The sequence below is a fragment of the Terribacillus halophilus genome, from assembly GCF_900162685.1.
In the GTDB taxonomy this organism is placed as follows: domain Bacteria; phylum Bacillota; class Bacilli; order Bacillales; family Amphibacillaceae; genus Terribacillus; species Terribacillus halophilus_A.
Map to the genome: position 1 here is coordinate 536,837 of NZ_LT727827.1, position 26,233 is coordinate 563,069.

The window sequence follows — 26,233 nt, forward strand, 5'->3', positions numbered from 1 at the left end:
CATTCTTTTATCCTCATGCCTAATCGAATAAGTTACACGTATAAATACCATGCACATTATATTTTATTGGTCAAACGGTACAAATGCAAAGTGAGATAGACCGCCTCTGCTTCTTGTACTGGACGTCTTAACGTTTGCTGTAATATTTTGACTAGCTTCCAGGCAGTATTATAGCACAATGGATATTCTGTTTTCAATAGATTCAAGATTTTTTCCGGCTCCCGAACTTGCTCTCCCTGCTTTATCCGATCGATTGTAAATCGAATATGCCGAACAAGCCGAATATAATGGATGCTCTCCCGATCTACTGTAATAGCTAGACTGTCTTCAATCACCTTAAACATCATCGCAATCAATCTCGTATATTGGCTTAATTCCCCAACCGGTTGGTTAATACAAGCACTGTGAATATGCAGGGCGATAAAGCCAATTTCCCCTTCCGGCAGTTGGATACCAAGCCGATCATTTAAAAGCGCTACCGCCTCACTCGCTACTTTGTATTCATTCGGGTAAATGAACTTCGTTTCTACGGCGAATGGATTTTTTATATCGAGGCCTTGCTCCAGACGCTTCATCGCAAAAGCCAAATGATCGGTCAAGCCAATGTGGATATGTTCGTTAAGCGGCTGCCCCATTTGTTCAGCAATCATATAAATGACATCGTTCATCACTGCTACCAGCTCTTCATCGATGTGATCCAACATTTGCATGTAGCTCGTTTGCTCTTTCTCATCCTGCAGCACAAACAGCTTCTCGAATTCGCCATCTTCTAATTCGCTCCCGGCCTTTTTGCCAAAGCCGACACCTTTGCCAATCAGCACAACTTCCTTTTCTTCCTGGTTATTGGCAATCAGTACATTATTGTTTAACACCTTTTGCACCGAAAAGGTTCTCCCCATAAGCTATCCCCTTTATTATTTCTATTGCTATTGTAATAGATATTTAGACCTTTGTATAATCTTCTGTATCCGCTTTCTTCCTAGTTCAGAAGAAGTGTATAGCTCTTTTCGCTATACACTTCTTTATACTGGTTCCGGAATAGATCTATGCAATAATAAATCAGCGAAATTCCGTGTGATTGGCAGTGCATCATCCAAGCTGCGGGAAGTTCCATATGCATAAAGGAATGGACTATGCTTCTTTTTCTTTATCGCTACACGGCAGCTGGCTTCTTTGTACTTATCCCTGACATCCATACACGCCAGCAGCTGATCAAAAGTCAAAATTGCAATTTCTCCGCCTAAGAGGTCCTTTTTGCTGCAAATTAACACAAATAACTGCTTTCGCTCTTCCGCCGACCATTGCAGCAGCCGATCGCGTTCTTCCTCAGAAAAGCGGAAGTTCCATGTACTTGTGGCACTCGTCGCATATTTGGAGTATACCTTCATTCGGTTTGCGCCAGTTTCCAATTGATAAACGCGCCTTTCCTTACTTTCTTCGATTAAAGCAGGCACAATCTGCATGGATACGAGTTTTGAAAGGAAGGCACCATAATAATGATCGTATTTGTTTAACATGCTGTTCTTACTCCTGTCTGTGTTATGACAACAGTATAGCATGACTGCAGAACCTTTGGCAGTTGTCTTGTTACAATTGGTAACTCGCTTACGAATGAGCATTTTGTTTGCTACCTTTTTCACAACTGGCTAGAATAAAATCCATACACGAGGAGGAATCGTAACTTATGAATGAAAAATATGCATCACTTTTCGAAGACTTAACACTGCCAAACGGCGTTACATTAAAAAATCGGTTCGTGCTTGCTCCGATGACACATTATGCATCCAACCCTGACGGTACGATTTCCGATCAGGAGCTTTCTTATATTGCACAGCGCTCTAAGGATATTGGAATGGTTATCACTGCTGCATCCAACGTATCCGACAGCGGTAAGGCATTTCCCGGCCAACCATCTGTCGCGCACGATACAGATATTCCTGGATTAAAGAAACAGGCAGACGCAATCAAAGCAGAAGGCGCCAAAGCAATTATCCAGTTGCATCACGGTGGACGTGAAGCCGTAGCTGAACTTGTACCAAATGGTGACATTGTTGCTCCAAGTTCCGTTGAGAAAGAAGGCACAGTAACTCCGCGCGCATTGGAAACAGCCGAAATAGAGCAAATCATCGCAGACTTCGGCGAAGCTACTCGCCGGGCGATTGAGGCTGGCTTTGACGGAGTAGAGATTCATGGAGCAAACGGTTATATCATCCAACAGTTCTTTTCTCCATTTTCCAACCGTCGTGAAGATGAATGGGGCGAACGCCTGCGCTTCCCGTTAGCAGTTATTGACACTGTTAAAAAAGCAGTAGAGAAACACGGATCAAAAGACTTTATTATTGGCTATCGCTTCTCTCCAGAAGAACCAGAAACTCCTGGATTGACAATGAAAGAAACATTTGAGCTAGTGGATGCGCTTGTGGAACAGCCACTGGATTACCTGCATGTATCGCTAATGGACTTTCATTCCAAAGCTCGTCGCGGTGCAGACACAAATGCCAAGCGTATCGACTTGCTGCAAGAGCGCATCAATGGACGTATTCCATTGATTGGTGTTGGCTCTCTATATTCTGCTGAGGATGTTTCAGCAGCGAAGGCAACAGGTGTACCACTTATCGCGTTAGGCCGTGAAATGCTAATTGATCCAGAATTTGCCACGAAGCTTAAAGAAGGCCGTGAAGATGAAATTATTCGCTTAATCGATCCTGCCCGTGAAGATCATCACGGTATTCCTGAACAACTGTGGAAAATCATTCTCCAAATGAAGGGCTGGGTACCGACAAAAGCAGAGTAATAGCTACCTGTATTACTTTATGCTTTAATGGAAGAAAAGCATCGAAGGAGAGAGTTACAATGGCAAAAATATCAGCACTTGTCCTTAAACCAGAAAGAGACTTCCAAGCCAAGTCCGTACCAGCAGATCCGCAAGGCATCCAAAAGTTTATCGGCGGTTCACCAATCATGACAAGATTGACAGACGGCATTGTCGTTGTAAGCAATGAAAATGCGACAGAAGAAGATCCATTGAATTTTACAATTTTCCAACGTCATAATGATCATGTTCATGAATTGGGCAAGCTATATAGTGATGCTGTATTTGCAGCAGAATCCGAAAAAGGTCTTACCAGCCTGGATAAAGATCAAAAACAGCTTGTGAAAAACTGGTTCCAATTTGGCCGTGACAAGTTATTGCTTGATGAATAAAACGAAAAGAGGCTGGGACATAACTGTTTAAGCCATATAAAAATCCAAACAATACTGCAATTAAAAGCAGTATTGTTTGGATTTTTTGCATTGGAAACGAAGATGAGAGCATCGCTTCGGAAATACACTCCGCTTTCCTGCGGGCGGCTGGTGAGCCTCCTCGTGCAAAAAGCGCACTGCGGGGTCTAACCTAGCCTTCCTCCCGCGGGAGTCTCCGTGTATTTCCTACGCTGATTTGTGTTATAGGAAATCTTCACTCGTGTAGGCAGAGTACGTAGACTCCTCGAAAAAGATAGCGATTTTCTTGTCGGTGTCTACTTCAAAAGCCATTCTTGTCCGACGATAATAGCTAAAGTTGGAAAGTAGCAGTCGTCAGAGAGCTGCATTAAAAAGTACGGATCTAGTTATCGTTCGCTTTTAGGATGAATTAATCTTGTTTTGTCCCGCTCTCTTTTCTTATGTCAGCCGACTCTCAACAAAACGTTTGATCCGTTTCATTGCTTCTGTCAGCTGTTTCATCGAGGTTGCATACGAACAGCGAATATAGCCTTCTCCGCTCTCCCCAAATACACTTCCTGGCACGACAGCTACCTTCTCTTCTATCAGTAAAGCCTCGGCAAACTCTTCGGAGGACAAACCAGTTTCCTTGATTGATGGGAAGATATAAAATGCTCCGCCTGGTCTGTTCGTCTTCAAGCCCATTTTTTCAAAGGCAGTCATGACAAAGTTCCGGCGCTGGCGGTAGCTTTTTTTCATCTGTTCTACACTTGCTGAGCCGCTGCGAAGTGCTTCAACTGCACCATATTGCGCCATCGTCGGTGCACACATAATCGTGTACTGATGTATCTTTGTCATTGCTTGTATCAATGCGGCAGGTCCAGCAGCATAGCCCAGACGCCAGCCAGTCATAGCAAATGACTTGGAAAAGCCAGAGATAAGAATGGTACGTTCATGCATTTCTGGTAAACTCGCAAAACTGACGTAGCCATCGTCATAGCTGAGTTCAGCATATATTTCATCTGATAAGACGAGCAAGTCATGTTCTTGAATCAAATCTGCAATCGGCAAAAGCTCTTCCCGGCTCAGCATGGTGCCAGTCGGGTTATTCGGATTACATAAAATGATTGCCTTCGTTTTTTTCGTAATGCTATTCGCCAATTCTTCCGGCTGCAGTTTGAATTCATTAGCTGCTTGCGTGCCGACAGAAACCGGCACCCCACCCGCGAGCGTAACCGCAGACGCATAAGCTACAAAGCAAGGTTCCACAATGATTACTTCATCGCCCGAATTCAAAATTGTCCGCAACGCAATATCAATTGCCTGACTTGCACCGACTGTTACAATCACTTGATCCTCTGCCCGATAAGGAACAGCGTAAGCAGACTGCAGGTATTCTGCAATCAACTCCCGCAATTCAAGCAGTCCAGCATTAGCAGTGTAAGCTGTATAGCCTTGTTCCAATGAATGGTAACTTGCTTCAATCACATTCCATGGTGTAACGAAATCCGGTTCTCCCACACCTAAGGAAATAACATTTTCCATTGTCGAAGCCAAATCGAAGAAGCGGCGGATTCCGGAAGGCTTTAGAGAATCCACATGCTCCGCGATGAAGCGACTTGTATCCGAACTCATGGGCTCACCGGCATTCTGCGGTCGTTATCGTCATCCTCACCGAAAATAATGCCATCATGTTTATACTTTTTCAGAATAAAGTGCGTTGTCGTCGAAATAACCGTGTCCAAAGTGGAAAGCTTCTCCGAAACAAAACGCGCAACTTGTGACATCGTTTTCCCTTCTACTGATACAGACAAATCATAAGCACCTGACATCAAGTAAACAGCTTTTACTTCTGGGAAACGATAAATGCGTTCCGCAACATCATTAAACCCTTTCCCTCTTACAGGGGTTACCTTGACATCAATCATGGCCGTTACGCCTTCATATCCGAGTACGTCCGTCCAATCAATTAGTGTAGAGTAACCGTGTATGATTTGCTGGTCCTCAAATTTCTGAATTGCTCGCTCCACTTCCTTCGGAGAAAGCTCCACCATACGGGCGATTGTATGTACATCCATTCTCCCGTTCTTTTCTAACAACTCTAATATCTCTATTTCTTTCTTTTCCACTTTAGTCACTCCTAACTCTTTCATAATGTGTAAATCCTATTCTATCTGAAATATAGAATAAGAGAAACCGAAAACGGATACACGCGCATGCATTTAGCCGATAATGATTCGCTCCTCCGGATTTCGTACAGCTGTATTCTTGGTTCGAAAAGCCAACGCAAAGGCAATCGTAATCGGACCAACTCTTCCCATGAACATAAGGATGGAAAGCAGCAGCTTACCTGGTTCTGTGAGTTCCGTTGTCAGTCCAAGCGACATGCCTACTGTGCCAAAGGCAGAAAGCACTTCAAAGGCAATGATGTTGAGTTCGTTACCAGTTTCCGTTATGGAAAGCAGGAATACGAACACAGAAACAAGCAAGACTGCGTATGTGGTGATAGAAAAGGCTCGGAATACTAGGTCCAAAGGCAGCCTTCGATTGCTCATATTTACTTCCTGTCTGCCTTTAATCAATGCCCATACCGCTAACAGCAAGATAGCAAAGGTCGTAACCTTAATACCGCCTGCAGTTCCCCCTGTTCCGCCGCCAATAAACATGAGTGCCATGGTCACGAGCTGTGAACCGAGTGTCAAATCTCCTGTATTTAAAGAGTTAAAGCCAGCAGTCCGAGGGACAACACCATGAAAATAAGAAGCAAGCAGCTTATCCTTGAAGGAAAGATTTCCAATCGTAGCTGCATTGCTGTATTCCAAAACAAAGATAGCTGCTGTTCCTGCAATAATCAGAATGGCTGTCATCCATAGGACAACTTTTGTATGCAGTGTAATCCGCTTCTTTGTTTTTAGTTTCTGGAAGAGATCGGCTATTACAATGAATCCAACTCCCCCTAAAATCAGCAGCATCGTGAGCGTTAGATTAACAACGATATCTCCTGTAAATGAAGTCATGCTGCTAAAATCACCCATAATGTCAAAGCCAGCATTATTGAATGCAGATATGGAGTGAAACAGGCCGTAATAGAAAGACTTCGGATAACCAAATTGATCTCCCCAATGCAATCCGAGAATAACTGTTCCTATCAGCTCACAAATCATCGCAAACACAATCACAAAGCGTACCATCCGGACAATGCCTTGATAGGAATCCTGATTCAGCGATTCCTTGACCAGGTAACGTTCTTCAAAGCTTATATTACGTCGGAGCAATAAGGCGATGAAAACAGTCAGTGTCATGAATCCTAGTCCGCCAACCTGAATGAGGCACAACAGAATGATTTGGCCAAATAGTGTAAAGGTCGCCTTGGTGTCCACCACTACCAGCCCTGTCACACTGACAGCAGACGTTGCCTCAAATAATGCATCCACAAAAGACAGATGGTGCCTGTCAGCTGTCGCAAACGGCAGCATCAATAAAAACGTACCTAATCCAATTAGTACGAGGAACCCCAAAGCAAAGAATTGCGGCGGATTCATTCTAATGCGCTGAAACAGCTTCCGGCTTCTTGTTACCATGTTTATACAGATCCCTTTTATCAAGTTTTTTCATCTACTTCTAACTTATACTACAACTTCTTTCAATTTGGTACTGAAAAAAAGATGATTCTTTTTATGGTATACTCGTAGCGAAATGAAGGAAAAGGATGTTCGATATGCACATAGCAGTAATTGGAGCAGGAATAGCAGGATCGGCGACTGCTTACCAGCTTGCGAAAGCAGGCATGCAAGTAACCATCATCGATCGTTTTGATACAGGACAAGCCACAGATGCCGCCGCAGGAATTGTCTGCCCATGGCTGTCACAGCGCCGAAATAAGGATTGGTACCGGTTAGCGAAAGGCGGTGCCAGTTACTATCCGCAACTTATTGAGGAACTGCGTCAGGACGGCGAAGAAGAAACAGGCTACGCCCGCATAGGCGCATTAAGTTTGCATCATGACCCAAAAAAGCTAGATGGAATGCGGGAACGTGCAGAAAAGCGGAAAACAGATGCACCGGAAATCGGCACCATTACACAGCTTGAAGAGACAGCAGCACGCAAGCTGTTCCCGATGCTCGCACCTGGCTACGGTGCTGTACACGTCAGCGGAGCCGCACGGGTTGACGGCAGAGCATTACGGAATAGCTTACACCGAGCAGCTAAAAAACACGGAGCGCGCTTTATTCAAGCTGAAGCAGCATTGTCGTTAAACGATGGAAATATAGCTGTGACAGCAGACAAAGAAGTACTTTTGCCTGATCATGTCATTGTTACAGCAGGCGCTTGGGCAAAGCACCTGTTAGAGCCATTAGGCTATAACCTGCAAGTCAGCTTTCAGAAAGCGCAAATTTGCCACTTACAGCTGACAAATACGCAGACAGCTGAATGGCCAGTCATTATGCCTCCTAATGATCAATACTTGCTCGCGTTTCCAGATGGCAGAATTATTGCTGGTGCGACACATGAAAATGACACTGAGATGGATACACGCATCACAGCAGGCGGTGTTCAAGAAGTATTAAATAAGGCGTTCCAAGTAGCTCCGGGACTGGAACAAGCAGGTTTAGCCGAAACACGTGTCGGCTTCCGCCCATTCACCCCAGGATTTCTGCCGGTATTTGGCCAAATGCCAGGTCACAGCAACCTGCACGTTATTAATGGATTAGGGGCATCCGGTCTTACAATGGGGCCTTATATCGCTTCCCAGCTTGCAAAGCTCGTGCTGGGCGAGGAACCAACTATCGACGTTTCTGCTTATAGCCCAGAAATAGCACTAACATAAACAAGAGCCCATGCATTAACATGGGCTCTTTGTCATAACAAGGAATAACAATTGATCGGAGTCACGTGTAAAATGCCCTACTTCACGAAATCCGGCATTCGCATATAGATGAATAGCTCGTTCATTGAAAGCTGCAACGGTAAGTCTGAGTCGCGTTTGCTGCTTATTCAAGTTAATCCAATTTTGTATGTAGCGGAAGAAGACCTTCCCTCTCCCCTGTCCAGTCAATTCAGGCGCCATCCCAATCCCGATATCTAGGTAGGCTTTGTCACTGTAGTCACCACCAGGAACTTGCGCATCCTCTCCGACACAGAAATAGCCAAGCAGTAATCCATTTTCGTACACTCCGTAATAGTCACCTACCATGAGCATCATAACCGCACCTTCTGTATAGGTAAGGTTGTACAGATCGTAAGGCGGGGAATAACGCCAGTGTAAGACTGTATATGCATCATCAGCAGTCAATGAACTTATCTCGTAACCCATCTGCAAGACTCCTTCCATTTGTTAGTCCTTGTATTATAGCATTTCTCTCCTTTGCAGAAATGGGTATACTAGAACAAAAGAAAGGACGGGAATAATATGGAATTGCGCCAGCTACGCTATCTAGTTGAAATTGTAAAACAAAAGAGACTTACCAAAGCAGCAGAAAACTTGCATATATCCCAGCCAGCACTCAGCAAGACCATCAAAAGTCTGGAAGAAGAATTAGGTATTACATTGTTCAAACGTTCGAACAAATCCAGTACCTTAACTGATGCAGGCAAAGTTGTTTATACGTACAGCCAGCAAGTACTTGCTCAATTAGATGAAATGCAGACGACTCTCCAAGATCTTACCGACCTACAGCAGGGAGCTGTCACGATTGGTATTCCGCCTATTATCGGAAGTCTCTTCTTTCCAAAGGTAATGGCCCGATTCCATCAGACTTACCCAAATGTCACAATCAATATTACCGAATATGGTGCAGCTCGTGTCGTGAAGGCTGTTGATGAAGGAGAATTCGAGCTAGGCGTTGCCGTAATGCCAATAGATGCCAAAGAGTTCAATTATTATCCAATCGTCGAGGAAGACATGAAGCTGATGGTCCATCGAGAACACCCACTGGCGGACCGGAATCTCGTTGAATTAAATGAACTAAAGAATGAGGACTTTATTTTCTATAACGAGGAGTTTGCGCTGCACGACATTATGCGAAAACGTTGTATTGAAGAAGGTTTTGAACCTCATATTCTCTTTAAAAGTGCACAATGGGATTTTATCAGTGAGATGGTAGCGGCTAATTTAGGTGTCAGCGTACTTCCAGAGTCTATTTGCAATCGCACGTATAATGCCGATATACGTATTATTGATTTAACACCTTCTATTCCTTGGAACCTGGCCATTATTACCAAAAAGGAGAAATACATTTCCTATGCAGGCAGAAGATTCATTGAATTCTTTCTGTGATTCGATATAACCAAAAGTTATACATACTATAAGATATATGTATTTTACGAATACGCGAAGCAGCAGTATGATGGAATTATCAATAGAAAAGATAATTTCCGTTAGGAGGAAGATCAATGGTCCGAAAAACAATTACCATCCTTTCTCAGCTAGCGCTCATTCACGTATTTTATTTTGCCGGTGTCGGCTTAGCACATATATTATCACTTCCGGTACCAGGCTCTATTGTAGGTCTGGTCCTGTTATTACTAAGCTTGTTTGCAGGTATCGTCAAGTTGGAGTGGATTGAAAAAGCAGGGGGCTGGCTGTTAGCTGAACTTCTGCTTTTCTTTGTCCCTTCAGCTGTTGGTATTCTGAATTACAAAGAGATTTTGAACTGGCAAGGACTGGAGACACTGCTGCTAATTCTAATCAGCACCTTCATCGTGATGGCCGCTACTGGGTTTACTGCTGAAAGACTGTATCGACGCAAAAGGAAAGGAGAGCATCATTCATGACAACTGCGCTAATCATTTTAATCGGCACGATTGTAACCTACGTTATTTACCGCGCATCGAAGGTTGTTTATAAAAAATGGCCGCTGCCATTTTTTCATCCGCTGCTGCTGTGTCCGTTGATTTTGATTGCTATCATTCAGTTGTCTTCCTTGCAGCCGAGTGATTATGCATTATCATCCAGCCTTTGGACACATATGCTCGGACCTGCTACGGTTGCATTCGCTATACCTATTTACAAGCATGCACCGTTATTACGGAAAAATATTATGATTATCTTGACGAGTATTGCAGCTGGAACACTCGTAGCCATCGTGTCTTCTTTACTGCTCAGTCTTGTCTTACATTTCAACGGCGACTTACTCATCAGTATTTTACCTCGCTCCATTACAACACCTATCGCTATTGAAGTATCAAAAACGATTGGCGGCTTACCGACGCTGACAACAGTATTTGTGATCGTCACTGGTGTAACAGGCGGCATCATTGGTCCTTACGTCATTCGCCTCATGGCACTCAAATCTCCCGTCGCCCGCGGGCTGGCACTCGGCATGGGTGCACATGGTGTAGGTACGAACAAAGCAATGGAATACGGCGAACAGGAAGGAACTTTCTCTACCATCGGTATGATTATGGCTGCTGGTATGACATTGGTGTGGGCTGGACTGCTCATCCCTTCCTTACTGCAAATCACCATATTATAAGAAAAAGCATTTGCCAGATTGGCAAATGCTTTTATTTATGCACGCTTACTGCGCAAGATAAACAAACAGATTGTGATAATCGTAAATGCAGTAAAAGCCAGCAATGGAATCGTGATGAAACCAAGCCAATTGATATAATAACCGGAGCAAGGCACACCACTCGAACAAATACCAGCGTCCTGCAAAGCAGGTACTTTCTGATGCAGATAATGATACCCAGACACAAGGAATCCTAAGATACTAAGCGGCAGTGTATATTGATAGATTCGCAAATCACTTTTATAAAATGCAATACCTAGAATAATAGCCATTGGGTACATCAAAATCCGCTGATACCAGCATAATGTACATGGAACGAATTTCATGACTTCGCTAAAGTAGAGACTGCCCAATGCAGCTACCAGTGCAGCTACCCAAGCAACGAGGAGGCTTTTGTTCATTAATCTGCCCCCTGCGTTTCCTTATTCACCATTTCAATCAAATCATTCATGTCTTCGCCTTCAAATAGTTTTCCGTTAACAAAGATCGTAGGAGTGCCTTCTACTCCGAGATCTGCTGCCGTCTCTTTATCTGAATCAATCGCATCCTCGGTTCCATCCTCCTGATACACATGCAGCACTTCTTCGGCTTCTTCTGTGCTGACGATATTACGGAGCTTGTCCATAAACAGTTCTTCAGAGAACGCAGTGTTTAAGTCTTCTTCGTATAGTGCATCATGAAAGTCCCAGAATACATCATCTCCAAGTACTTGATAAACAGCTTCGGCAAAATGCGCGGCTTCATTTGATTGCTGATTAATAATCGGCATATTCATAAAGTAAAAGCTCGCTTTGCCCGTTTGAATCAATTCTTGATCAATAACCGGGAAGTTATTATCGTGGAAGTTCTGACAGTGAATACATTTATAATCACCGAATTCCACTATTTTGACCGGCGCATTTTCATCGCCGAGGACTGGCTGATTTTCGTAATTAATTTCCTTTGCTTCGTCACTAGATGATCCCGTATAAGAGTTGATCAGAACCAATGCAACAACTAACAAGACAATTGCCAGGACAATCCACACAATAACCTTGGATGTTTTGGATGCGGCCTTCGATGTATTGCCTTCTGGCTTTTTCTTTTTCGACATCTAACTATCGCTCCTTTATTAGCGCAATAATAAATTTCTTGTATAACTATTATCATAACATTAAAAAGTAAAAGTGAACGTGTTGCAATCAATTTGATTACAGGATTTCATTATAGTCAGTACCTATATACTTCACTCGATTGAATTAGTTTGTGAATTGCATTACAATATAATAGTTCTGATCAAGCCCCTTTTTTATGGGGATTATGGATAGAAATGAAGGGATTTAATATGAAAGAATATCAATTGCCACAAGCACCAACACGACTTGCACTTCGTGATGCACTGCGCGTCCGTTCAGCAGCATTTCCTTGGAACAGAGCGATTGGATCTGGCCTTGCTACTTGTTTGCCGATATTAATTGGCTTGCTGCTCGGCGATATTATCCATGGGTTCTCCGCTGCACTTGGCGCTTTCACTTTCCTATATATAGGTGCAGAAACGTATAAACAACGTGCCAAGAAACTGGCTGCGGTTGCTATTTGCCTTACAGTTGCCATGGTTCTTGGAACATTACTTGCACCGTATATGTTCACCTTATCTATTGTTGCCGGGATTATCGGCATCATCGCCTTTTACGTCTTGAACACCTTCCAGCTCGTTATACCAGGGCCTATGTTCTTCGTCCTAATCTTCTGCTTGGCCACAGGATTGCCAGTTGATCCGCAAAGTGCCTGGGAAAGAGGATTTTATGTTTTACTTGGCGGAGCACTTTCCTGGCTGCTTGCAATGGCCAGCTGGCTTTGGGCAAAAAAGAATCATGAAAAACAAGTTATTATAAAATCTTATCGTCAGCTGATGACGATGTTGCAAGCTATTGGAACACCCTCTTTCTATCAGATGCAGCATGTAACTGTTTTGACATTAAAGCAAGCTGACCATATCATCTATGGAAGTAAACGGAAGCCCAGCACACTACGCCTGCATGAGCTTGCGACCGATATCTTTCATACGATGACGCAACTCAAAAACGCTAATTTCACTTCAGAACAGCTGAAACCGATTGAAGCACAGCTCCACGCTGTGATAGACGCAATCGAGGATGCAAAAGGAAATTGGCCAGCACATAACACATCCTGCGAATCATTAAAAACGCTCCAGCTGGAATTAGAGCAGGCCTATACATTTGCTTCGCAACAGGAAGAAGAATCGATGATTTCAGTTAAAAGAGAATCCGCTTGGAGAGTGCTTGTCAGCGGCATCTCGTTTACCAATCTCACTGTCCGGCATGCTTTGTTTTACGGACTGTTTATTATGATTGCATCACTGTTGGCACACAGTCTGGGATTCAATCGGCCGTATTGGGTACCTGTAGCTTGTGCAGCCGTACTTATTGGTGCTAACACAACACTTACGATCCACCGGGCAATTCAGCGGTCGCTTGGTACGATTGTCGGTACCCTAATTGGGGGACTGATTTTGTCATTAGAACCGACAGGCTATTACTTAATTCTTGCTGTTGGTATTTTGCAGCTTTGCGTGGAATTAGCTATCGTACGAAACTATGTGTTCGCCAATATGTTTATCGCACCACTCGTGCTTGTCATCGTCGAAACAATGAACCCCGGCAATGCCATTAGTTATTTTGTTACAGCAAGAGTCGTCGATACCATTTTCGGCAGTGTCATTGCGATTGCAGCTGTCTTACTTTTATGGAGAGGTATTCACTCTCGCTTCTTGCCATTTTTACTGAAAGACACCATACAGCATATGCAAGAACTGCTTCGTGCTATTCATACAGATGGACAAGAACGAAAGCAGATGAAAAAGCTAACAAACAGCTTGATAGGATTGCGTGCTGCTTATGAACGAAGCCTAGGAGATTTCTCTGCTTCTCAGCAGCAAGCAGAGATACTATGGCCAGCTATTATGCATGCTCAGCACGCCGGGTATTTGCTCATGGCTTTCCAGAAACGGAAAGACGAACTATCGGATGGGCAATATGATGCGCTGCAGAACCAGCTTGGAAATTTATTAACTATCCTTAATACCAAACAGCCCGCAGCTCTGCAAGCGTATCATGAACTTGATCTGCAAAAAGAATTGAACCAGCTTCAGACTGTCCTGACACAGCTTTATCCAGCAATGAATAAACCTACACTCGCACCAAGCTGACCTCCTCTTTTCAGAGGAGGTCTTTTTGTGTTACAACCATCCAAAAGAAGGGTATCTTTAAGGCAAGAACCAAGAAGACAGGAGCGTAATATACGATGCAAACACAAAAAAAACGGCCAGTTGTTGCCTTGTCAGGAGCAAGCGGCTATATCGGCAGTCACCTTTTGGAAAAGCTGAAAAGCCGCTTTGATATCATTGCGCTGTCACGCAGCGGCGATAAGCGAGAAGATACAGAGCAAGTCACATGGCGGTCATGCGATCTATTCTCCCAAGTGGATACAGAAAAAGGACTGAAAGGAGCAGACATTGCCGTTTATCTCGTTCATTCTATGAAACCATCTGCAAAGCTAACACAAGCTAGTTTTGAAGATATGGATGTTATTCTTGCAGATAACTTTGCTCAAGCAGCTAAACAGAATGGCATTAAACAAATCGTATACTTAAGTGGGATTATTCCGCCGGAGGAAAAGCTTTCTCGCCACCTGCGCAGCAGACTGGAAGTGGAAAAGATTCTCGGATCTTATGGGGTTCCTGTCACTACAATAAGAGCAGGTCTGATTGTCGGTCCGAAAGGTTCTTCTTTCCCAATTGCTGAAAAGTTAGTGAATCGGCTGCCGGTCATGCTGCTGCCAAGCTGGACAAGAACGAAGACACACCCTATTGCTCTAGCTGATGTACTAACCGCCTTACAGAAAAGTGTCGGGAACCGCGACGTGGCCAATATCGCAATTGACGTTGGCGGGCCGGAAGTGATGACATACAAAGAATTGCTTGAAAATCTCGCACATTTCATCGGCAGAAAATTTCGCAGTGTCAACGTTCCCTTCCCTACTGTAAAACTTTCCCGACTATGGGTTTCACTCGTTAGCGGCATGCCAAAGGAAACGGTTTATCCTTTAATTGAGAGTCTGTCCCACCCAATGGTTGCGAACAAGTCTCACTACGTAGAAGGGATCAGTAATGGCAAAATAACGTTCGAGGAAGCGGCCAAGCAAGCGTTAGAAGGAGAGGAACAAAGCAAAAAATCTTCTAACAAAAAACCTAAACTCCCTTCTCTTCCGCCGCGACAGGATGTCCGATCTGTTCAGCGCATGCCCCTTCCTTCCGGTAAGGATGCTGGCTGGGCTGCAAGACACTATATGCAGTGGGTATCTGAATCACTGCGGCCTTTTGTACGTACAGAGGTGGATGACCAATGGAATTGTAAAATCTACCTTTCATTCATGGATAAACCACTGTTAATCTTGTCTTATGCAAAAGAGAGAAGTACTTCGCATCGTGCGCTGTACTATATAACTGGCGGACTGTTTGCCAACGCTGCAGAAAGCCAGCAAGGACGAATTGAATTTCGTCAAATACCAGGCAAGCAAGAGATCATTGTGGCAATACATGAATACCTTCCGGCTTTGCCTTGGATTGTTTATAAATACACACAAGCACCAATTCATATGATTGTCATGTTCTTATACCGGAGACATCTAGAAAAGATGGTTAACCAAAAGGAACCCGCCCCCTCTGCTCGGACACTAGCTGGACAGCACTAAAAAAACTGGGACAAAACAAGATTAATTCATCCTTAAAGCGAACGATGACTAGATCCATACTTTTTAATGCAGTCCTCTGACGGCTGCTGCCTCTCCAACATTAGCTGTTATCTTCGGACAAGAATGGCTTTTGAAGTAGGCACCGACAAGAAAATCGCTATCTTTTTCGAGGAGTCTACATATTATTTCTAAATTAGTAAATGTTTACAATAACAAAAATCAGCGTAGGAAATCCAAGGAGACTCACCAGCCGCCCGCAGGAAAGCGGAGTATATTTCCGAAGCGATGCTCTCATCTCCGTTTCCCATGCAAAAAATCCAAACAATGCTGCTATTGATTGCAGAATTGTTTGGATTTTATATAGCTTAAACAAGTTATGTCCCAGCCTCTTTGTCATTCTCCGCCGCCATCAAACGAGAAACCATTATTATCGTTATGGAGGACCATATCCAGTACAATCATGATTGCTATATACGTAAGCAGATGCGTTTCGTCTTCCATCTGCAGCTCGTAAGTATCTCCCCAAGAGAGCCACTTTTTGTTCACATGCATCAGCGGACCATTCTCATCAGCTAATGTATACTGACGGGACCAAACATCTCCATCCAGCGTCCAGTTCTGCGGCTGCAAGGAAAAGTTAGCTTTAAAGAAAGTGAAATTCTTCGTTACTTCGGCCACTTGCTCCCCGTTTTCTTCAATAACATATTTAGGCTTCCAAAAGGCGAATTGCTGCTTTATTTCGACCAGCGGTTTATCCTTTAAATCTGTTATTGTCAAGCGATCCTGCATCGAGAAAAGCTTGGATTTCACCCGATAAATCTCCTGCTGTTCTGCATCAAAGACAGAAAAACTATCTTTAAAGCTGAAGACTTTTTGTTTGATATAGTATGTGCCCATGCTGCACCTCCGTTATCATGCTATTCACTTTCTTACGAAGATACAGCAGGTTTTGTTCCATTTTTAAATAAGTTTACACCTACCAAAACAGTTCAACCCGAGAAGAGCGCAGTAAAATTGCCGATACCATTGAACGCTACATACATGCTGAGAGACTTATTATCTTTCAAAACCACCCTATCAAGGAAAGAACCCACACTGCTTTCCTTCAGGATTTAGAGTTAACGGGGTTCGGACACCCGAATTTCCGGAAGCTGTGGATTGATAAATTGGTATAATAAAAGCACCCGACCGGGTGCTTTTATGGCTTTAAAATAACTTTAATACAGCCATCCGTTTTCGTATCAAATTTTTCATAGCCTTCCTTTGCTTGATCCAGCGGAAGGATATGTGTCACAATATCACTCAAATCAATTTTTCGATCCTGCATCAAACCGTGTAGATATGACATTGTATGAATAACTGGTGCTTGTCCGGTTTTAATTGTTACGTTGCGCTGGAATATATCACCGAACGGAAAAGCATTATACCGGCCGCCGTACGCTCCTGTCACTTGGATGGTACCGCCTTTACGAACACATTGGGATGCCATAACAAAGGCGCTGAGTGCTCCGCCTTGGAGCTTTAGCCCAGTGCCGATAAATTCCATTGGCGTCATTTTACCGTCCATGCCGACAGCATCAATCACAACATCTGCGCCGCCTTTGGTAATTTCCTTCAAATATTCGCCCGTATTCTCATGCTGCTCGAAGTTGACAATCTCCACATTATTGGTACGTTTCGCATGCTCCAGCCGATAATCGATATAATCGACTGCAATGACACGTTTGGCACCTTTCATCCAAGCAAACTTCTGCGCCAGCAACCCGACTGGTCCGCAGCCTAATATAATGACAGTGTCTCCCGGCTTCACTCCACCATTATCAACTGACCAGAAAGCAGTAGATCCCGCATCTGCTAATAAAATAAGCTGCTCATCCGCTACCTCTGAGCTTTCTGGTATTTTGAAGGGAACAAAATTCCCATAAGGTACGCGCATGTATTCTGCCTGCCCCCCAGGATATCCGCCTGCATTATCTGAATACCCGAAGTAAGCACCCATTTGGCCATTCGGATTGCTGTTATCACATTGACTTTCTAGATGATGCGCACAGAAGAAGCATTCGCCACAGCTGACGTTGAATGGAATAACAACACGATCCCCTTTTTTCACCTTGGTTACTTCTGGCCCTATTTCCTCCACAATTCCCATTGGTTCATGCCCAATAATATAGTTTTCCGGCAGATTCGGCATCATGCCGTGCAACAAATGCAAATCCGATCCGCAAATAGCAGATGCAGTCAGCTTGATAATGATATCGTCCGGCTTTTTAATGGATGGCGCCTTCACTTCTTTTACACGAATATCCTTTATGCCTTGATACGTGACTGCCTTCATTTATGATTCTCCTTCGATTCGGTATTGGTCGGTGTTGCGAACATACCTAAGCGGTCTGTATCATACGGAAACAAATCCATGCTGACAACATCAATTGCTGTATTAGCAGCTTTGCGGTCAAATGGATACTGCGCTTTCGGGTCAGCAGGAAATAGCCAATTGTGCTGGGCCATCAAGGCAGAAATTGCACCCTGCATTTCGATTGCTTCATCAAGATGGCGCACCAATGTCTGTCTCAATCCAGGATGCACAGCTTCTGTAACCGCAATAGCGTAGTTGTTTACAGCCGACTTTGCGGTGATAAGCATCTCCGTACAGATGGCAGAATCCATTAAATCCGGCATACCTTTGGCGTTTTCCGGATCCAGGTAATCACGCATCAGACTCCCCCCCCTTTACAAGCATTGACTTTGCATACAATTCCTCCAGATCACGGATTTGACGTACAGAAGCTTCCACATCTTTCTCCATTAACTGCTTAATTTTTTGATCAAAGACGACACCTTGCAGGAATTTTGATTTCATAACAGAAGTTGTTTTGAAGTTAAGCAACTCATGTACTTCCATCGTTTCATGCGGTGCTAAATGCTGATTATCCGTCATTTTTCTGCCTCCTTATCTTATTTCAGCTTCTCCTTGAAGGACAAATTTATGTATGTATAAAGCTGCCTATTTCTCACAAAATATCGGAAAAGGAGGCGTTTCTATGCATCAATCCGGTATCCATGAAACAATGGAGGCGATGGAATTATTGAATACAGCTTGTTTATCGCTGACAAAGTCTTCAGGCATGCGATTTATGGCAAAAGACGAGGGTTTAAAGCACTTGTTACAAGTGCAGGCAGATGCTGACAAGCGTCATATTCATATGTTGCAGCGCTTTCTGAATCAGGAGAAACAGCATGGATAAGCTTACAGAAATACTCGGTTCAGCTCGCGAAATTACAGATCAAGTGATTGTGACAGATTTATTAGTCACAGTGAAGACAGCTATTATCAACACTGCGAAGGCAATTAATGAAACAGCTAATGAACAGCTGCGCAGCGATTTAAAGCTGAAGCTACATGCGCATATTGAGCAGCATGAACATGTTTTCAGCTATATGATGGAACATGGCTATTATTACCCGCAAACACCTGAACAGCAGATACATGTATTGAATGAAACTGCCGAGACAGTACTGACATTAAACAAAGATTGATACAAAAAGCACGAGCCTAACTGCTCGTGCTTTCTGCTTATAAGCTGTTCTTTTGCTTTCCTTTCTTTCACCTACGTATAATAATCTGTAGCGCATGTATTTTGCATGAGAATAGGAGGCTATTATGAACGATTTAATCAATCAATTACATCAGCACCGTTCTGTACGAACATTTACAAATAAAAAATTAACGCAAGAACAGCTTGAGGCCATCATGAAAGCAACAATTCAAGCTCCCAACTGGATAAATGGTCAGCAAGTTTCTGTAGTCGTTGTGACAGATGAGGAAAGAAAACGCAAGCTCGCGGAACTTTCCGGCAATCAAAAGCACATTGATGATGCCGCTGCATTTTTAATATTCTGCATGGACTACAGCCGGAACAAACTCGCAGCTGATATGCACGATAAGAAGCTTGAGGTCATGGAGAATATCGAAGCTGTGATGGTTGGCGCTACCGATGTTGGCATCGCACTTGGAACAGCTGTTGCTGCTGCCGAATCGATGGAACTTGGAACCGTGCCAATTGGCGGTGTTCGCAGAAGCCCTGCTGAAATTTCTGAACTGCTTGAGCTGCCGGAACTTGCCTTCCCAGTATCCGGCTTAGCAATCGGTCATCCAGCAGACCCGCTGCCGCCGCAAAACCCGCGCATTCCGCTCGAAGCTTTTTATCATAAAGAAACATACGCAAACAACCAGCACCAAGCTGTTGAAGAAATGGACAAAAAACAGCAAGAAGCCATTAAAGCCCGAACTGGTGAAATGAAAAATCATCCTTGGTCGGAACGCGTTGCTGCCTTCTATGCTGATCGTTACAAAGATTATGGAAAAGTAACCGAAGTTCTGAAACAGAACGGATTCAACTATAAATAAGAAGTTCCAGAGAGGAAGAATACATGATGACCAGAACACCTTTATCGGTTTTGGACTTATCACCCGTACCAGATAGTCAAACACCAAAAGAAGCCTTCGAAAACAGTAAACAACTAATTCAGCATACAGAGAAACTGGGCTACAAACGTTATTGGGTTGCCGAGCACCACAACATGCCGACAATTGCAAGCTCCGCTACTGCCGTATTGATTGGCTTCCTTGCCAGCCATAGCTCCACAATCCGCGTTGGTTCCGGCGGTGTCATGCTGCCAAACCATGCGCCGCTCGTTGTAGCTGAGCAGTTCGGAACGTTGGCAACGATGTATTCAGATCGTATTGACCTTGGACTAGGACGCGCACCTGGCACAGACTTTATGACAAGCCGTGCCTTACGTCGTGATGCACATACTAGTGCAGAAAAATTTCCGGAAGATGTGCAAGAGTTGCTGCAATATCTTGGTGACGAGAACCTGCCAATTAAAGCACACCCTGGTCACGGAACACATGTACCAGTCTATCTATTAGGCTCCAGCACATTTAGCGCGCAGCTTGCTGCCATGCTCGGATTGCCTTTCGCATTCGCAAGTCACTTCGCACCAGGCGAGCTGCATAATGCACTTCGGCTGTATCGTGAACGATTCCAGCCATCGGCATACTTGGACAAACCGTATGCAATGGTAACAGTAAATGCCATTGTCGCAGATACGACTGAAGAAGCAGAATTTCTATCAACAACATTAAAGCAGAAATTCCTCAGCATCATTCGCGGCCGCTCCGGAGCATCTACAGCACCAGTTGAAAGCATGGATCATATATGGAACGAGCAGGAAAAACTTCATGTCACCAACACACTGACTTACTCCTTCGTCGGAGATAAAGAGAAAGTTGCGAATGAACTGGAAGCTTTCCATGCTAAAACACAGTTTGATGAACTTATTGTTACATCAGATATCCATGATCAAGAGAAACGCAGAAAGAGCTATACATTGCTATCTGAGCTTTGGTAAAGCCCGCACAAACGTTACACAAAAACAAGAACCTCACTTAAACGAGGTTCTTGTTTTTTTATATTTAATCGATTGATATCTCATTTAACTTTCAATCACACTAAAAAAAATACAATCTTATCCAAATCAAAAAGGACCGCTAAGTTAGCGATCCTTTCATTTATAGTGTTTAGTAAATTTCTTCAACTGGTGTATCTCCAGCCAACAAGGAAACAATCTTAGCTTCTGCCTTCTCATTGCCGATAGCAGCCTCAATCGCGCGTGCTACGTCTTCACGCGGAATCATTGTTGTCTTGAAACCGGATGAATCAGTTGTTACTTTGCCCGTACCTGCTTCATCTGATAAACCGCCCGGACGAAGAATGGTATAGTTAAGCTTGCTAGCTTGAATGATTTTGTCCGCATAATGTTTCGCAATATAATAAGGCTTCATGTCCTCAGTCCAGTATTCAGGTGCATCAGCATGGATTGCACTAACCATAATAAACTGTTTTGCTCCTATTTTCTCAGCAGCTTCTACGGATTTCGCTGCACCATCCAAGTCAATTGTTAATGTTTTATCCGGACCTGTGCTGCCGCCAGAACCTGCGGTAAATACAACTACATCGGAACCGTTAATCGCGTCTGTGATCGCGTCTAGGTTATCTTCTAAGTTTAGAAGTACCGGTTTTACGCCTTTTTCCTCAAAGTATCCAAATTGCTCTTTCTTGCGTAAGCCTACGGAAACTTCATGTTCATTCTTTTCATTCAATACATTAACTAGATTTTTACCTACCTTACCATTTGCTCCAATAATAAATACCTTACTCATGCAAATCCCTCATTTCCTATTATTTTAAAAAGCTGTCATAATCCGTGCGTTCATTTTGTACACCAATCCATTTGGTTTCTGTGAATTCCTCTAGTGCCCACTTCCCGTTAAAACGACCAAGACCAGATTGCTTCACACCACCAAATGGCGCTTGCGGTTCATCATTAATGCTTTGATCATTCACGTGGATCATACCTGTTTCAATTCGGCGCGCAATCTGTTCACCATGTCCGACTGTGGAGTGGACCGCACCAGAGAGACCGTACGGATGCGCATTTGCCATCTCTACTGCGTCATCTTCTGTTTCGAACGTAATAATTGGGGCAATTGGTCCGAATATTTCTTCTGCTGCGAGCGGAGATTCATTGTCCACTTTATTGACGACTGTAGGCTCTAAGACATTGCCATTCCAATTACCGCCGGTCAAGACGTTTGCTCCGGCATCAATTGCACGCTGCAGCTGCTCTTTTATGCTGTCCACTTGCTGATTGTTTATGATTGGACCTACTTGGGTGTTTTCATCTGCAGGATCACCGTATCGTAGTTCCTTCACTTTATCAACGAACTTGCTCGTGAACTCTTCTGCTACAGAAGATTGGACGAGGATACGGTTCAGAGCGATGCAGACCTGCCCTTGATGATAAAATTTTCCATAAACAGCGGATTCAACTGCTGCGTCAATATTGCTGTCTTCCATTACGATGAGTACATTATTTCCGCCCAGCTCCAGTGCTGTACTCTTCAATTCGCCAGCAGCAAGCGCTGCGATATGCTTCCCTACTCCTGTTGAACCAGTAAAGGAAATCATTCTTGGAATTGGATGTTTTACGAAGGCATCGCCAATTTCGGAACTCTTACCACTCACTAAATTGATTAATCCCCTCGGCGCCCCTGCTTCTTCAAATACAGCTGCGACTAATGATCCTGCTGTTACAGTTGTATCTTTAGATGGTTTAATAACAACACTATTCCCCGTTGCTAGTGCTGCCGCCACAGAGCGCATCGTTAAATGCAGGGGGAAGTTCCAAGGACTAATGACACCGACTACACCCAGCGGCTCTTGATACACTTTGTTGACTTTACCAGGAACGTGGGATAAGAATACCTCCCCTTTCATCCGGTTTGGATAAGAAGCAGCTTCTTTCATAAAATTGGTGGCAGTCGTTAATTCCCCGACAGCCTTCCGGTAAGTACTGCCCGCTTCCTTGATGAGCCATTCAATATACAGCTCTTTCTCTTCTTCCATGATTTTAATTGCCTTCTCAATTAAACCTCGCTTCACTTGCGGCGGCTGCTCTGCCCATTCCTTCTGCGCTCGCGCAGCTGCCTGGTAAGCTTCATCTACATCTTCTTCATTTGCACCTTGAATGGTAAGCAGTGTCTCTCCACTGTAAGGATTCACATTATCGAAAGTCTCTTCACTATTTCCTTTTCGCCATTCACCGTTTATATAAAGTAAATCAAACTCCTGTTTCAGGTTAACGCCTCCTTAGGATTTGTCTCGACTTAGAGACTTTTCCCGTTATGCGCAAGATGAAACAACCAGTCTGTGAAAGGTCTTCTTCTTTTCTCAGCGTTTTCTAATTTTCGCTTCATACTGCTCTCAGAAGCTTTGGATATAGTAGAACCATCACAACAAACAAGGAGATGGATAAAATGAAAAAGAAAAATTTAGCAGCAAGCGGTTTAGCGGTGGTATTAGCAGCAGGATTAGGGCTTGGATTTCATCACGTAAGTGCCGATGACAACGTACCAACCGATACAAAAGTAGATCTGAATCAAGCAATCGATAACGCTAGTAAGAAGCAAGCTGGAACCGTAACAAGCATTGAGCTCGATTCTCATAATGGGAAGGCTTATTATGAGATAGACGTAAATGATGACAATAACGAATACGATCTTCATGTAAATGCCGATGATGGCACTGTAGATTCCAGGAAGGATAACGATGATGACGATGACAATAATCAAGCGCCACAGCCTAAAGTCGACATTAAAACTGCGGCAGAAACAGCTCTAGCTCAAGAGAAAGGTGCTGCACTGACTGAGATCAACCTTGATGAAGATGATGGAAAATTAGAATACGATGTTGAGCTTCGTAACGGCAAAGAAGAAATCGAAGTAACCGTTGATGCCGAAACAGGCGAAGTAACGTATACAGAAAGAGAAACGGATGATGACCAAGATGATGATGGTGATGACGACTAATATTTAAGAGTCTCCTTTTAGGAGGCTCTTTTTATGTTTCAGGATTGGTAAATAGGTTATAGATAAGAAGAACGGTAACCTGAGAGGAGCAATTATTTATGAGTGAGAATATCCAAGGTAAAGTTGTTATTATTACCGGTGCATCCAGCGGAATTGGCGAAGCTACAGCAAAGGAATTGGCAGAGCATGGCGCCAAAGTTGTACTTGCCGCTCGCCGGGAAGAGCGCTTGCAAGAGCTGGCAGATGTTATTAAGAATAGCGGCGGAGAGGCCGTCTACCAAGTAACAGATGTTACCAATCAAGAAGAAGTTGAAAAGTTGGCACAGCTGGCGCTTGATACATATGGTCATATTGATGCTATATTCAACAACGCTGGCTTAATGCCGCTCTCTTTCATGCATAAGAAGAAAATCTCCGAATGGGATACAATGGTGGATGTAAATATCAAAGGTGTATTATATGGTATTGCTGCTGTATTGCCGCATATGCGCGAGCGAAAACAAGGTCATATTATCAATACATCCTCTGTAGCAGGACACAAATCAAGTCCCGGATCAGCTGTCTATTCCGGAACGAAATTTGCAGTCCGAGCAATTACAGAGGGCTTGCGCCAAGAAGAAGCAGCGAATAATATCCGCACAACCATCATCTCACCAGGTGCTATTAAAACAGAACTCCCCGATAGCATTACAGACGATGAAATACGGGAAGGCATGGGCGAGGTGCTTAACGCCGCAGTTACACCAGATAGTATCGCACGAGCTGTCCGTTATGCGTTGAGTGAGCCTGGCGATGTAGCAGTCAATGAACTGCTCATTCGCCCGACACAGCAAAAAGGCTAATTCCAATAAAAACAGCACCTCTCCAGATTATCTGGGTAGGTGCTGTTTTTATTAATTACTTAAATCTTCACCATTAGATGCAATAACTTTCTTGTACCAGTAAAAACTGCTTTTGCGGATTCTAGTGAGAGAACCATTTCCATCATTATCTTTATCCACATAAATATAACCATATCTTTTCTTCATTTCTCCTGTGCTCGCACTGACAAGATCAATTGGTCCCCAGCTCGTATATCCGAGAATATCCACGCCGTCCTCAATTGCTTCGCGCATCTGTTCCAAGTGTTTTTGAAGGTAATTAATCCGATAGCTATCCTCTACCTTTCCTTCTTCATTCACCGTATCTACCGCACCAAGCCCATTCTCAACGACGAATAACGGTTTTTGATAACGGTCATAAAGCTGGTTCGCTGTTATGCGGAAGCCTGTCGGGTCGATTGTCCAGCCCCATTCGGACTTCGGCAAGTACGGATTTTCTACTGATCCGAATACATTTCCAGCTGTTGTATTTCCCAGTACTTCTGGATCAGTGCTTGCTGTGCGGCTGGCATAATAGCTGAAACCTATATAATCTACTGTATGACGAAGAATCTCTTCATCTTCTGGTTCCATTTTTATTTCTATATTATTATCCTTGAAAAAACGTTTCGCATAGCTAGGATAAGTTCCGCGAGATTGCACATCAATAAAGAAGAACGAATCTCTATCACGGTCCATTGCTTCCATATAATCTGCAGGATTGGATGTATACGGATACGTGGCACCGGCTGCCAGCATACAGCCAATCTTGGCTTCCGGAATAATAGCATGACACGCCTTTACAGCTAACGCGCTGGCGACTAACTGGTGGTGAGCTGCTTGGTATTGGATCTGCTTCTTATCATCGCCTTCCCGGAAGACCAGACCAGCCCCAACATATGGAAGATGCAGCAGCATGTTTATTTCATTAAATGTCATCCAGTATTTCACTTTATCTCTATAGCGACTGAAAATTGTTTTGGCGTATGTTTCAAAGAAGGACACAAGCTCTCTATTCCGCCAGCTTCCATATTTCTCGACTAGATAAACTGGCACATCGAAGTGCGCCATCGTCACAACCGGTTCAATATCATGCTTCAGCAATTCATCAAACAGGTCATCGTAAAACTGCAACCCTTCTTCATTCGGCTCCTTTTCATCTCCCTGAGGGAAGATCCGAGCCCAAGCGATGGAAACCCGCAATGCCTTGAATCCCATCTCCGCAAGCAAAGCGATATCCTCTTTGTAGCGATGATAAAAATCAATGGCCTCATGTGAAGGGTACTTCTCCCCTGGTATTGGCTCAAACTGGTCAATACTTCCTCGCATGATGGGAAATCTTCTCTCTCCTATTGGCAGTAAATCCACCGTTGTTAAACCTTTTCCACCTTCAAGGTAAGCGCCCTCCACCTGATTAGCCGCAAAGGCTCCACCCCATAAAAATCCATCTGGAAAAACACTCATAATCGAAA

Annotated in this window: 29 protein-coding genes; 14 read left to right on the forward strand and 15 right to left on the reverse strand. The window is 43.8% G+C overall.

Features of this window, described 5'->3' with window-relative positions; genetic code table 11:
* Positions 1-56 precede the first annotated feature (56 nt).
* Together glcT and B1K52_RS03750 are read right to left on the reverse strand one after the other, a co-directional pair.
* Positions 57-899 carry a glucose PTS transporter transcription antiterminator GlcT gene (gene glcT / locus B1K52_RS03745; RefSeq protein ID WP_077305465.1) on the reverse strand — a complete coding sequence of 281 codons (843 nt, stop codon included), beginning with the start codon at positions 897-899 and terminating at the stop codon, positions 57-59.
* A 123-nt stretch (positions 900-1,022) separates the two neighbouring features.
* A complete protein-coding gene (locus B1K52_RS03750) occupies positions 1,023-1,517 on the reverse strand; it encodes a hypothetical protein (RefSeq protein ID WP_077305466.1) in 495 nt (164 codons plus the stop codon).
* Positions 1,518-1,684: 167 nt separating this feature from the next.
* On the opposite strand from B1K52_RS03750, the gene B1K52_RS03755 reads away from it, so the two are divergent.
* Positions 1,685-2,794, forward strand: a complete 1,110-nt coding sequence (locus B1K52_RS03755) for an NADH-dependent flavin oxidoreductase (protein ID WP_077305468.1) — start codon at positions 1,685-1,687, stop codon at positions 2,792-2,794.
* Between the two features lie 59 nt (positions 2,795-2,853).
* On the forward strand, positions 2,854-3,204 hold the full coding sequence (locus tag B1K52_RS03760; RefSeq protein WP_077305470.1) for a DUF3846 domain-containing protein: 351 nt from the start codon (positions 2,854-2,856) through the stop codon (positions 3,202-3,204).
* Positions 3,205-3,660: 456 nt separating this feature from the next.
* On the opposite strand, the gene B1K52_RS03765 is transcribed toward B1K52_RS03760, so the two are convergent.
* From B1K52_RS03765 to B1K52_RS03775, 3 genes are all read right to left on the reverse strand, one after another.
* Positions 3,661-4,836, reverse strand: coding sequence for an aminotransferase (locus tag B1K52_RS03765; protein ID WP_077305472.1), 1,176 nt, complete (start codon positions 4,834-4,836; stop codon positions 3,661-3,663).
* Positions 4,833-5,354 carry an Lrp/AsnC family transcriptional regulator gene (locus tag B1K52_RS03770; protein WP_077305474.1) on the reverse strand — a complete coding sequence of 174 codons (522 nt, stop codon included), beginning with the start codon at positions 5,352-5,354 and terminating at the stop codon, positions 4,833-4,835. The genes B1K52_RS03765 and B1K52_RS03770 overlap by 4 nt, the downstream gene beginning before the upstream one ends.
* Positions 5,355-5,423: 69 nt before the next feature.
* Positions 5,424-6,782, reverse strand: a complete 1,359-nt coding sequence (locus tag B1K52_RS03775) for a TrkH family potassium uptake protein (protein ID WP_077305476.1) — start codon at positions 6,780-6,782, stop codon at positions 5,424-5,426.
* A gap of 137 nt (positions 6,783-6,919) precedes the next feature.
* Between B1K52_RS03775 and B1K52_RS03780 the strand changes: the two genes are divergently transcribed.
* Complete coding sequence (locus B1K52_RS03780; RefSeq protein ID WP_256855829.1) at positions 6,920-8,029, forward strand: NAD(P)/FAD-dependent oxidoreductase; 1,110 nt, start codon at positions 6,920-6,922, stop codon at positions 8,027-8,029.
* 15 nt (positions 8,030-8,044) lie between these two features.
* Here the strand turns inward: B1K52_RS03780 and B1K52_RS03785 are convergent, their stop codons facing one another.
* Positions 8,045-8,515, reverse strand: a complete 471-nt coding sequence (locus tag B1K52_RS03785) for a GNAT family N-acetyltransferase (protein WP_083731684.1) — start codon at positions 8,513-8,515, stop codon at positions 8,045-8,047.
* 96 nt (positions 8,516-8,611) lie between these two features.
* Here B1K52_RS03785 and B1K52_RS03790 point away from each other — a divergent pair, with 96 nt between their 5' ends.
* From B1K52_RS03790 to B1K52_RS03800, 3 genes are all read left to right on the forward strand, one after another.
* Positions 8,612-9,478 carry a LysR family transcriptional regulator gene (locus B1K52_RS03790; protein WP_077305482.1) on the forward strand — a complete coding sequence of 289 codons (867 nt, stop codon included), beginning with the start codon at positions 8,612-8,614 and terminating at the stop codon, positions 9,476-9,478.
* 116 nt (positions 9,479-9,594) lie between these two features.
* On the forward strand, positions 9,595-9,975 hold the full coding sequence (locus B1K52_RS03795) for a CidA/LrgA family protein (RefSeq protein ID WP_077305484.1): 381 nt from the start codon (positions 9,595-9,597) through the stop codon (positions 9,973-9,975).
* Positions 9,972-10,676 carry an LrgB family protein gene (locus tag B1K52_RS03800; RefSeq protein WP_077305486.1) on the forward strand — a complete coding sequence of 235 codons (705 nt, stop codon included), beginning with the start codon at positions 9,972-9,974 and terminating at the stop codon, positions 10,674-10,676. Before B1K52_RS03795 ends, B1K52_RS03800 begins: the two co-directional genes overlap by 4 nt.
* A gap of 35 nt (positions 10,677-10,711) precedes the next feature.
* On the opposite strand, the gene B1K52_RS03805 is transcribed toward B1K52_RS03800, so the two are convergent.
* Together B1K52_RS03805 and B1K52_RS03810 are read right to left on the reverse strand one after the other, a co-directional pair.
* A complete protein-coding gene (locus B1K52_RS03805; protein WP_077305488.1) occupies positions 10,712-11,116 on the reverse strand; it encodes a disulfide oxidoreductase in 405 nt (134 codons plus the stop codon).
* Positions 11,116-11,808 (reverse strand): DsbA family protein, encoded by a 693-nt coding sequence (locus tag B1K52_RS03810; RefSeq protein WP_077305490.1) that lies wholly within the window; start codon positions 11,806-11,808, stop codon positions 11,116-11,118. The genes B1K52_RS03805 and B1K52_RS03810 overlap by 1 nt, the downstream gene beginning before the upstream one ends.
* A 231-nt stretch (positions 11,809-12,039) precedes the next feature.
* On the opposite strand from B1K52_RS03810, the gene B1K52_RS03815 reads away from it, so the two are divergent.
* Both B1K52_RS03815 and B1K52_RS03820 read left to right on the forward strand, forming a co-directional pair.
* Positions 12,040-13,923, forward strand: a complete 1,884-nt coding sequence (locus B1K52_RS03815; RefSeq protein ID WP_179106452.1) for an FUSC family protein — start codon at positions 12,040-12,042, stop codon at positions 13,921-13,923.
* A 95-nt stretch (positions 13,924-14,018) separates the two neighbouring features.
* Entirely contained in the window at positions 14,019-15,467 is a 1,449-nt protein-coding gene (locus B1K52_RS03820; protein ID WP_077305494.1) for an NAD(P)H-binding protein, read from the forward strand.
* A 393-nt stretch (positions 15,468-15,860) separates the two neighbouring features.
* Here the strand turns inward: B1K52_RS03820 and B1K52_RS03830 are convergent, their stop codons facing one another.
* From B1K52_RS03830 to B1K52_RS03845, 4 genes are all read right to left on the reverse strand, one after another.
* Positions 15,861-16,364: an LURP-one-related/scramblase family protein gene (locus B1K52_RS03830; RefSeq protein ID WP_077305497.1), complete on the reverse strand. Its 504-nt coding sequence runs from the start codon at positions 16,362-16,364 to the stop codon at positions 15,861-15,863.
* A gap of 301 nt (positions 16,365-16,665) precedes the next feature.
* The gene (locus tag B1K52_RS03835; protein WP_077305498.1) at positions 16,666-17,802 is read right to left on the reverse strand and encodes a zinc-dependent alcohol dehydrogenase; all 1,137 of its coding nucleotides are present in this window, start codon (positions 17,800-17,802) and stop codon (positions 16,666-16,668) included.
* Positions 17,799-18,182, reverse strand: a complete 384-nt coding sequence (locus B1K52_RS03840) for a spore coat protein (protein ID WP_077305499.1) — start codon at positions 18,180-18,182, stop codon at positions 17,799-17,801. Before B1K52_RS03840 ends, B1K52_RS03835 begins: the two co-directional genes overlap by 4 nt.
* Entirely contained in the window at positions 18,175-18,405 is a 231-nt protein-coding gene (locus tag B1K52_RS03845) for a spore coat protein (protein WP_077305501.1), read from the reverse strand. The genes B1K52_RS03840 and B1K52_RS03845 overlap by 8 nt, the downstream gene beginning before the upstream one ends.
* A 103-nt stretch (positions 18,406-18,508) precedes the next feature.
* On the opposite strand from B1K52_RS03845, the gene B1K52_RS03850 reads away from it, so the two are divergent.
* The 4 genes from B1K52_RS03850 to B1K52_RS03865 all read left to right on the forward strand — a co-directional run bounded on the left by B1K52_RS03850 (position 18,509) and on the right by B1K52_RS03865 (position 20,882).
* Positions 18,509-18,712: a hypothetical protein gene (locus B1K52_RS03850; RefSeq protein WP_077305503.1), complete on the forward strand. Its 204-nt coding sequence runs from the start codon at positions 18,509-18,511 to the stop codon at positions 18,710-18,712.
* On the forward strand, positions 18,705-19,004 hold the full coding sequence (locus tag B1K52_RS03855) for a spore coat protein (RefSeq protein WP_077305506.1): 300 nt from the start codon (positions 18,705-18,707) through the stop codon (positions 19,002-19,004). Before B1K52_RS03850 ends, B1K52_RS03855 begins: the two co-directional genes overlap by 8 nt.
* 124 nt (positions 19,005-19,128) lie before the next feature.
* A complete protein-coding gene (locus B1K52_RS03860) occupies positions 19,129-19,875 on the forward strand; it encodes an NADPH-dependent oxidoreductase (RefSeq protein WP_077305508.1) in 747 nt (248 codons plus the stop codon).
* Positions 19,876-19,898: 23 nt separating this feature from the next.
* Entirely contained in the window at positions 19,899-20,882 is a 984-nt protein-coding gene (locus B1K52_RS03865; protein WP_077305511.1) for an LLM class flavin-dependent oxidoreductase, read from the forward strand.
* A gap of 169 nt (positions 20,883-21,051) precedes the next feature.
* Here the strand turns inward: B1K52_RS03865 and B1K52_RS03870 are convergent, their stop codons facing one another.
* Both B1K52_RS03870 and B1K52_RS03875 read right to left on the reverse strand, forming a co-directional pair.
* Positions 21,052-21,693 carry an SDR family oxidoreductase gene (locus B1K52_RS03870; RefSeq protein ID WP_077305513.1) on the reverse strand — a complete coding sequence of 214 codons (642 nt, stop codon included), beginning with the start codon at positions 21,691-21,693 and terminating at the stop codon, positions 21,052-21,054.
* Positions 21,694-21,712: 19 nt separating this feature from the next.
* The gene (locus B1K52_RS03875; protein WP_077305515.1) at positions 21,713-23,170 is read right to left on the reverse strand and encodes an aldehyde dehydrogenase family protein; all 1,458 of its coding nucleotides are present in this window, start codon (positions 23,168-23,170) and stop codon (positions 21,713-21,715) included.
* A gap of 179 nt (positions 23,171-23,349) precedes the next feature.
* Between B1K52_RS03875 and B1K52_RS03880 the strand changes: the two genes are divergently transcribed.
* Together B1K52_RS03880 and B1K52_RS03885 are read left to right on the forward strand one after the other, a co-directional pair.
* The gene (locus B1K52_RS03880; protein ID WP_179106453.1) at positions 23,350-23,901 is read left to right on the forward strand and encodes a PepSY domain-containing protein; all 552 of its coding nucleotides are present in this window, start codon (positions 23,350-23,352) and stop codon (positions 23,899-23,901) included.
* A gap of 98 nt (positions 23,902-23,999) precedes the next feature.
* Positions 24,000-24,743, forward strand: coding sequence for an SDR family oxidoreductase (locus B1K52_RS03885; RefSeq protein WP_077305519.1), 744 nt, complete (start codon positions 24,000-24,002; stop codon positions 24,741-24,743).
* Between the two features lie 51 nt (positions 24,744-24,794).
* On the opposite strand, the gene ascB is transcribed toward B1K52_RS03885, so the two are convergent.
* Positions 24,795-26,225: a 6-phospho-beta-glucosidase gene (gene ascB / locus B1K52_RS03890; protein WP_077305521.1), complete on the reverse strand. Its 1,431-nt coding sequence runs from the start codon at positions 26,223-26,225 to the stop codon at positions 24,795-24,797.
* Between the last annotated feature and the right edge of the window lie 8 nt (positions 26,226-26,233).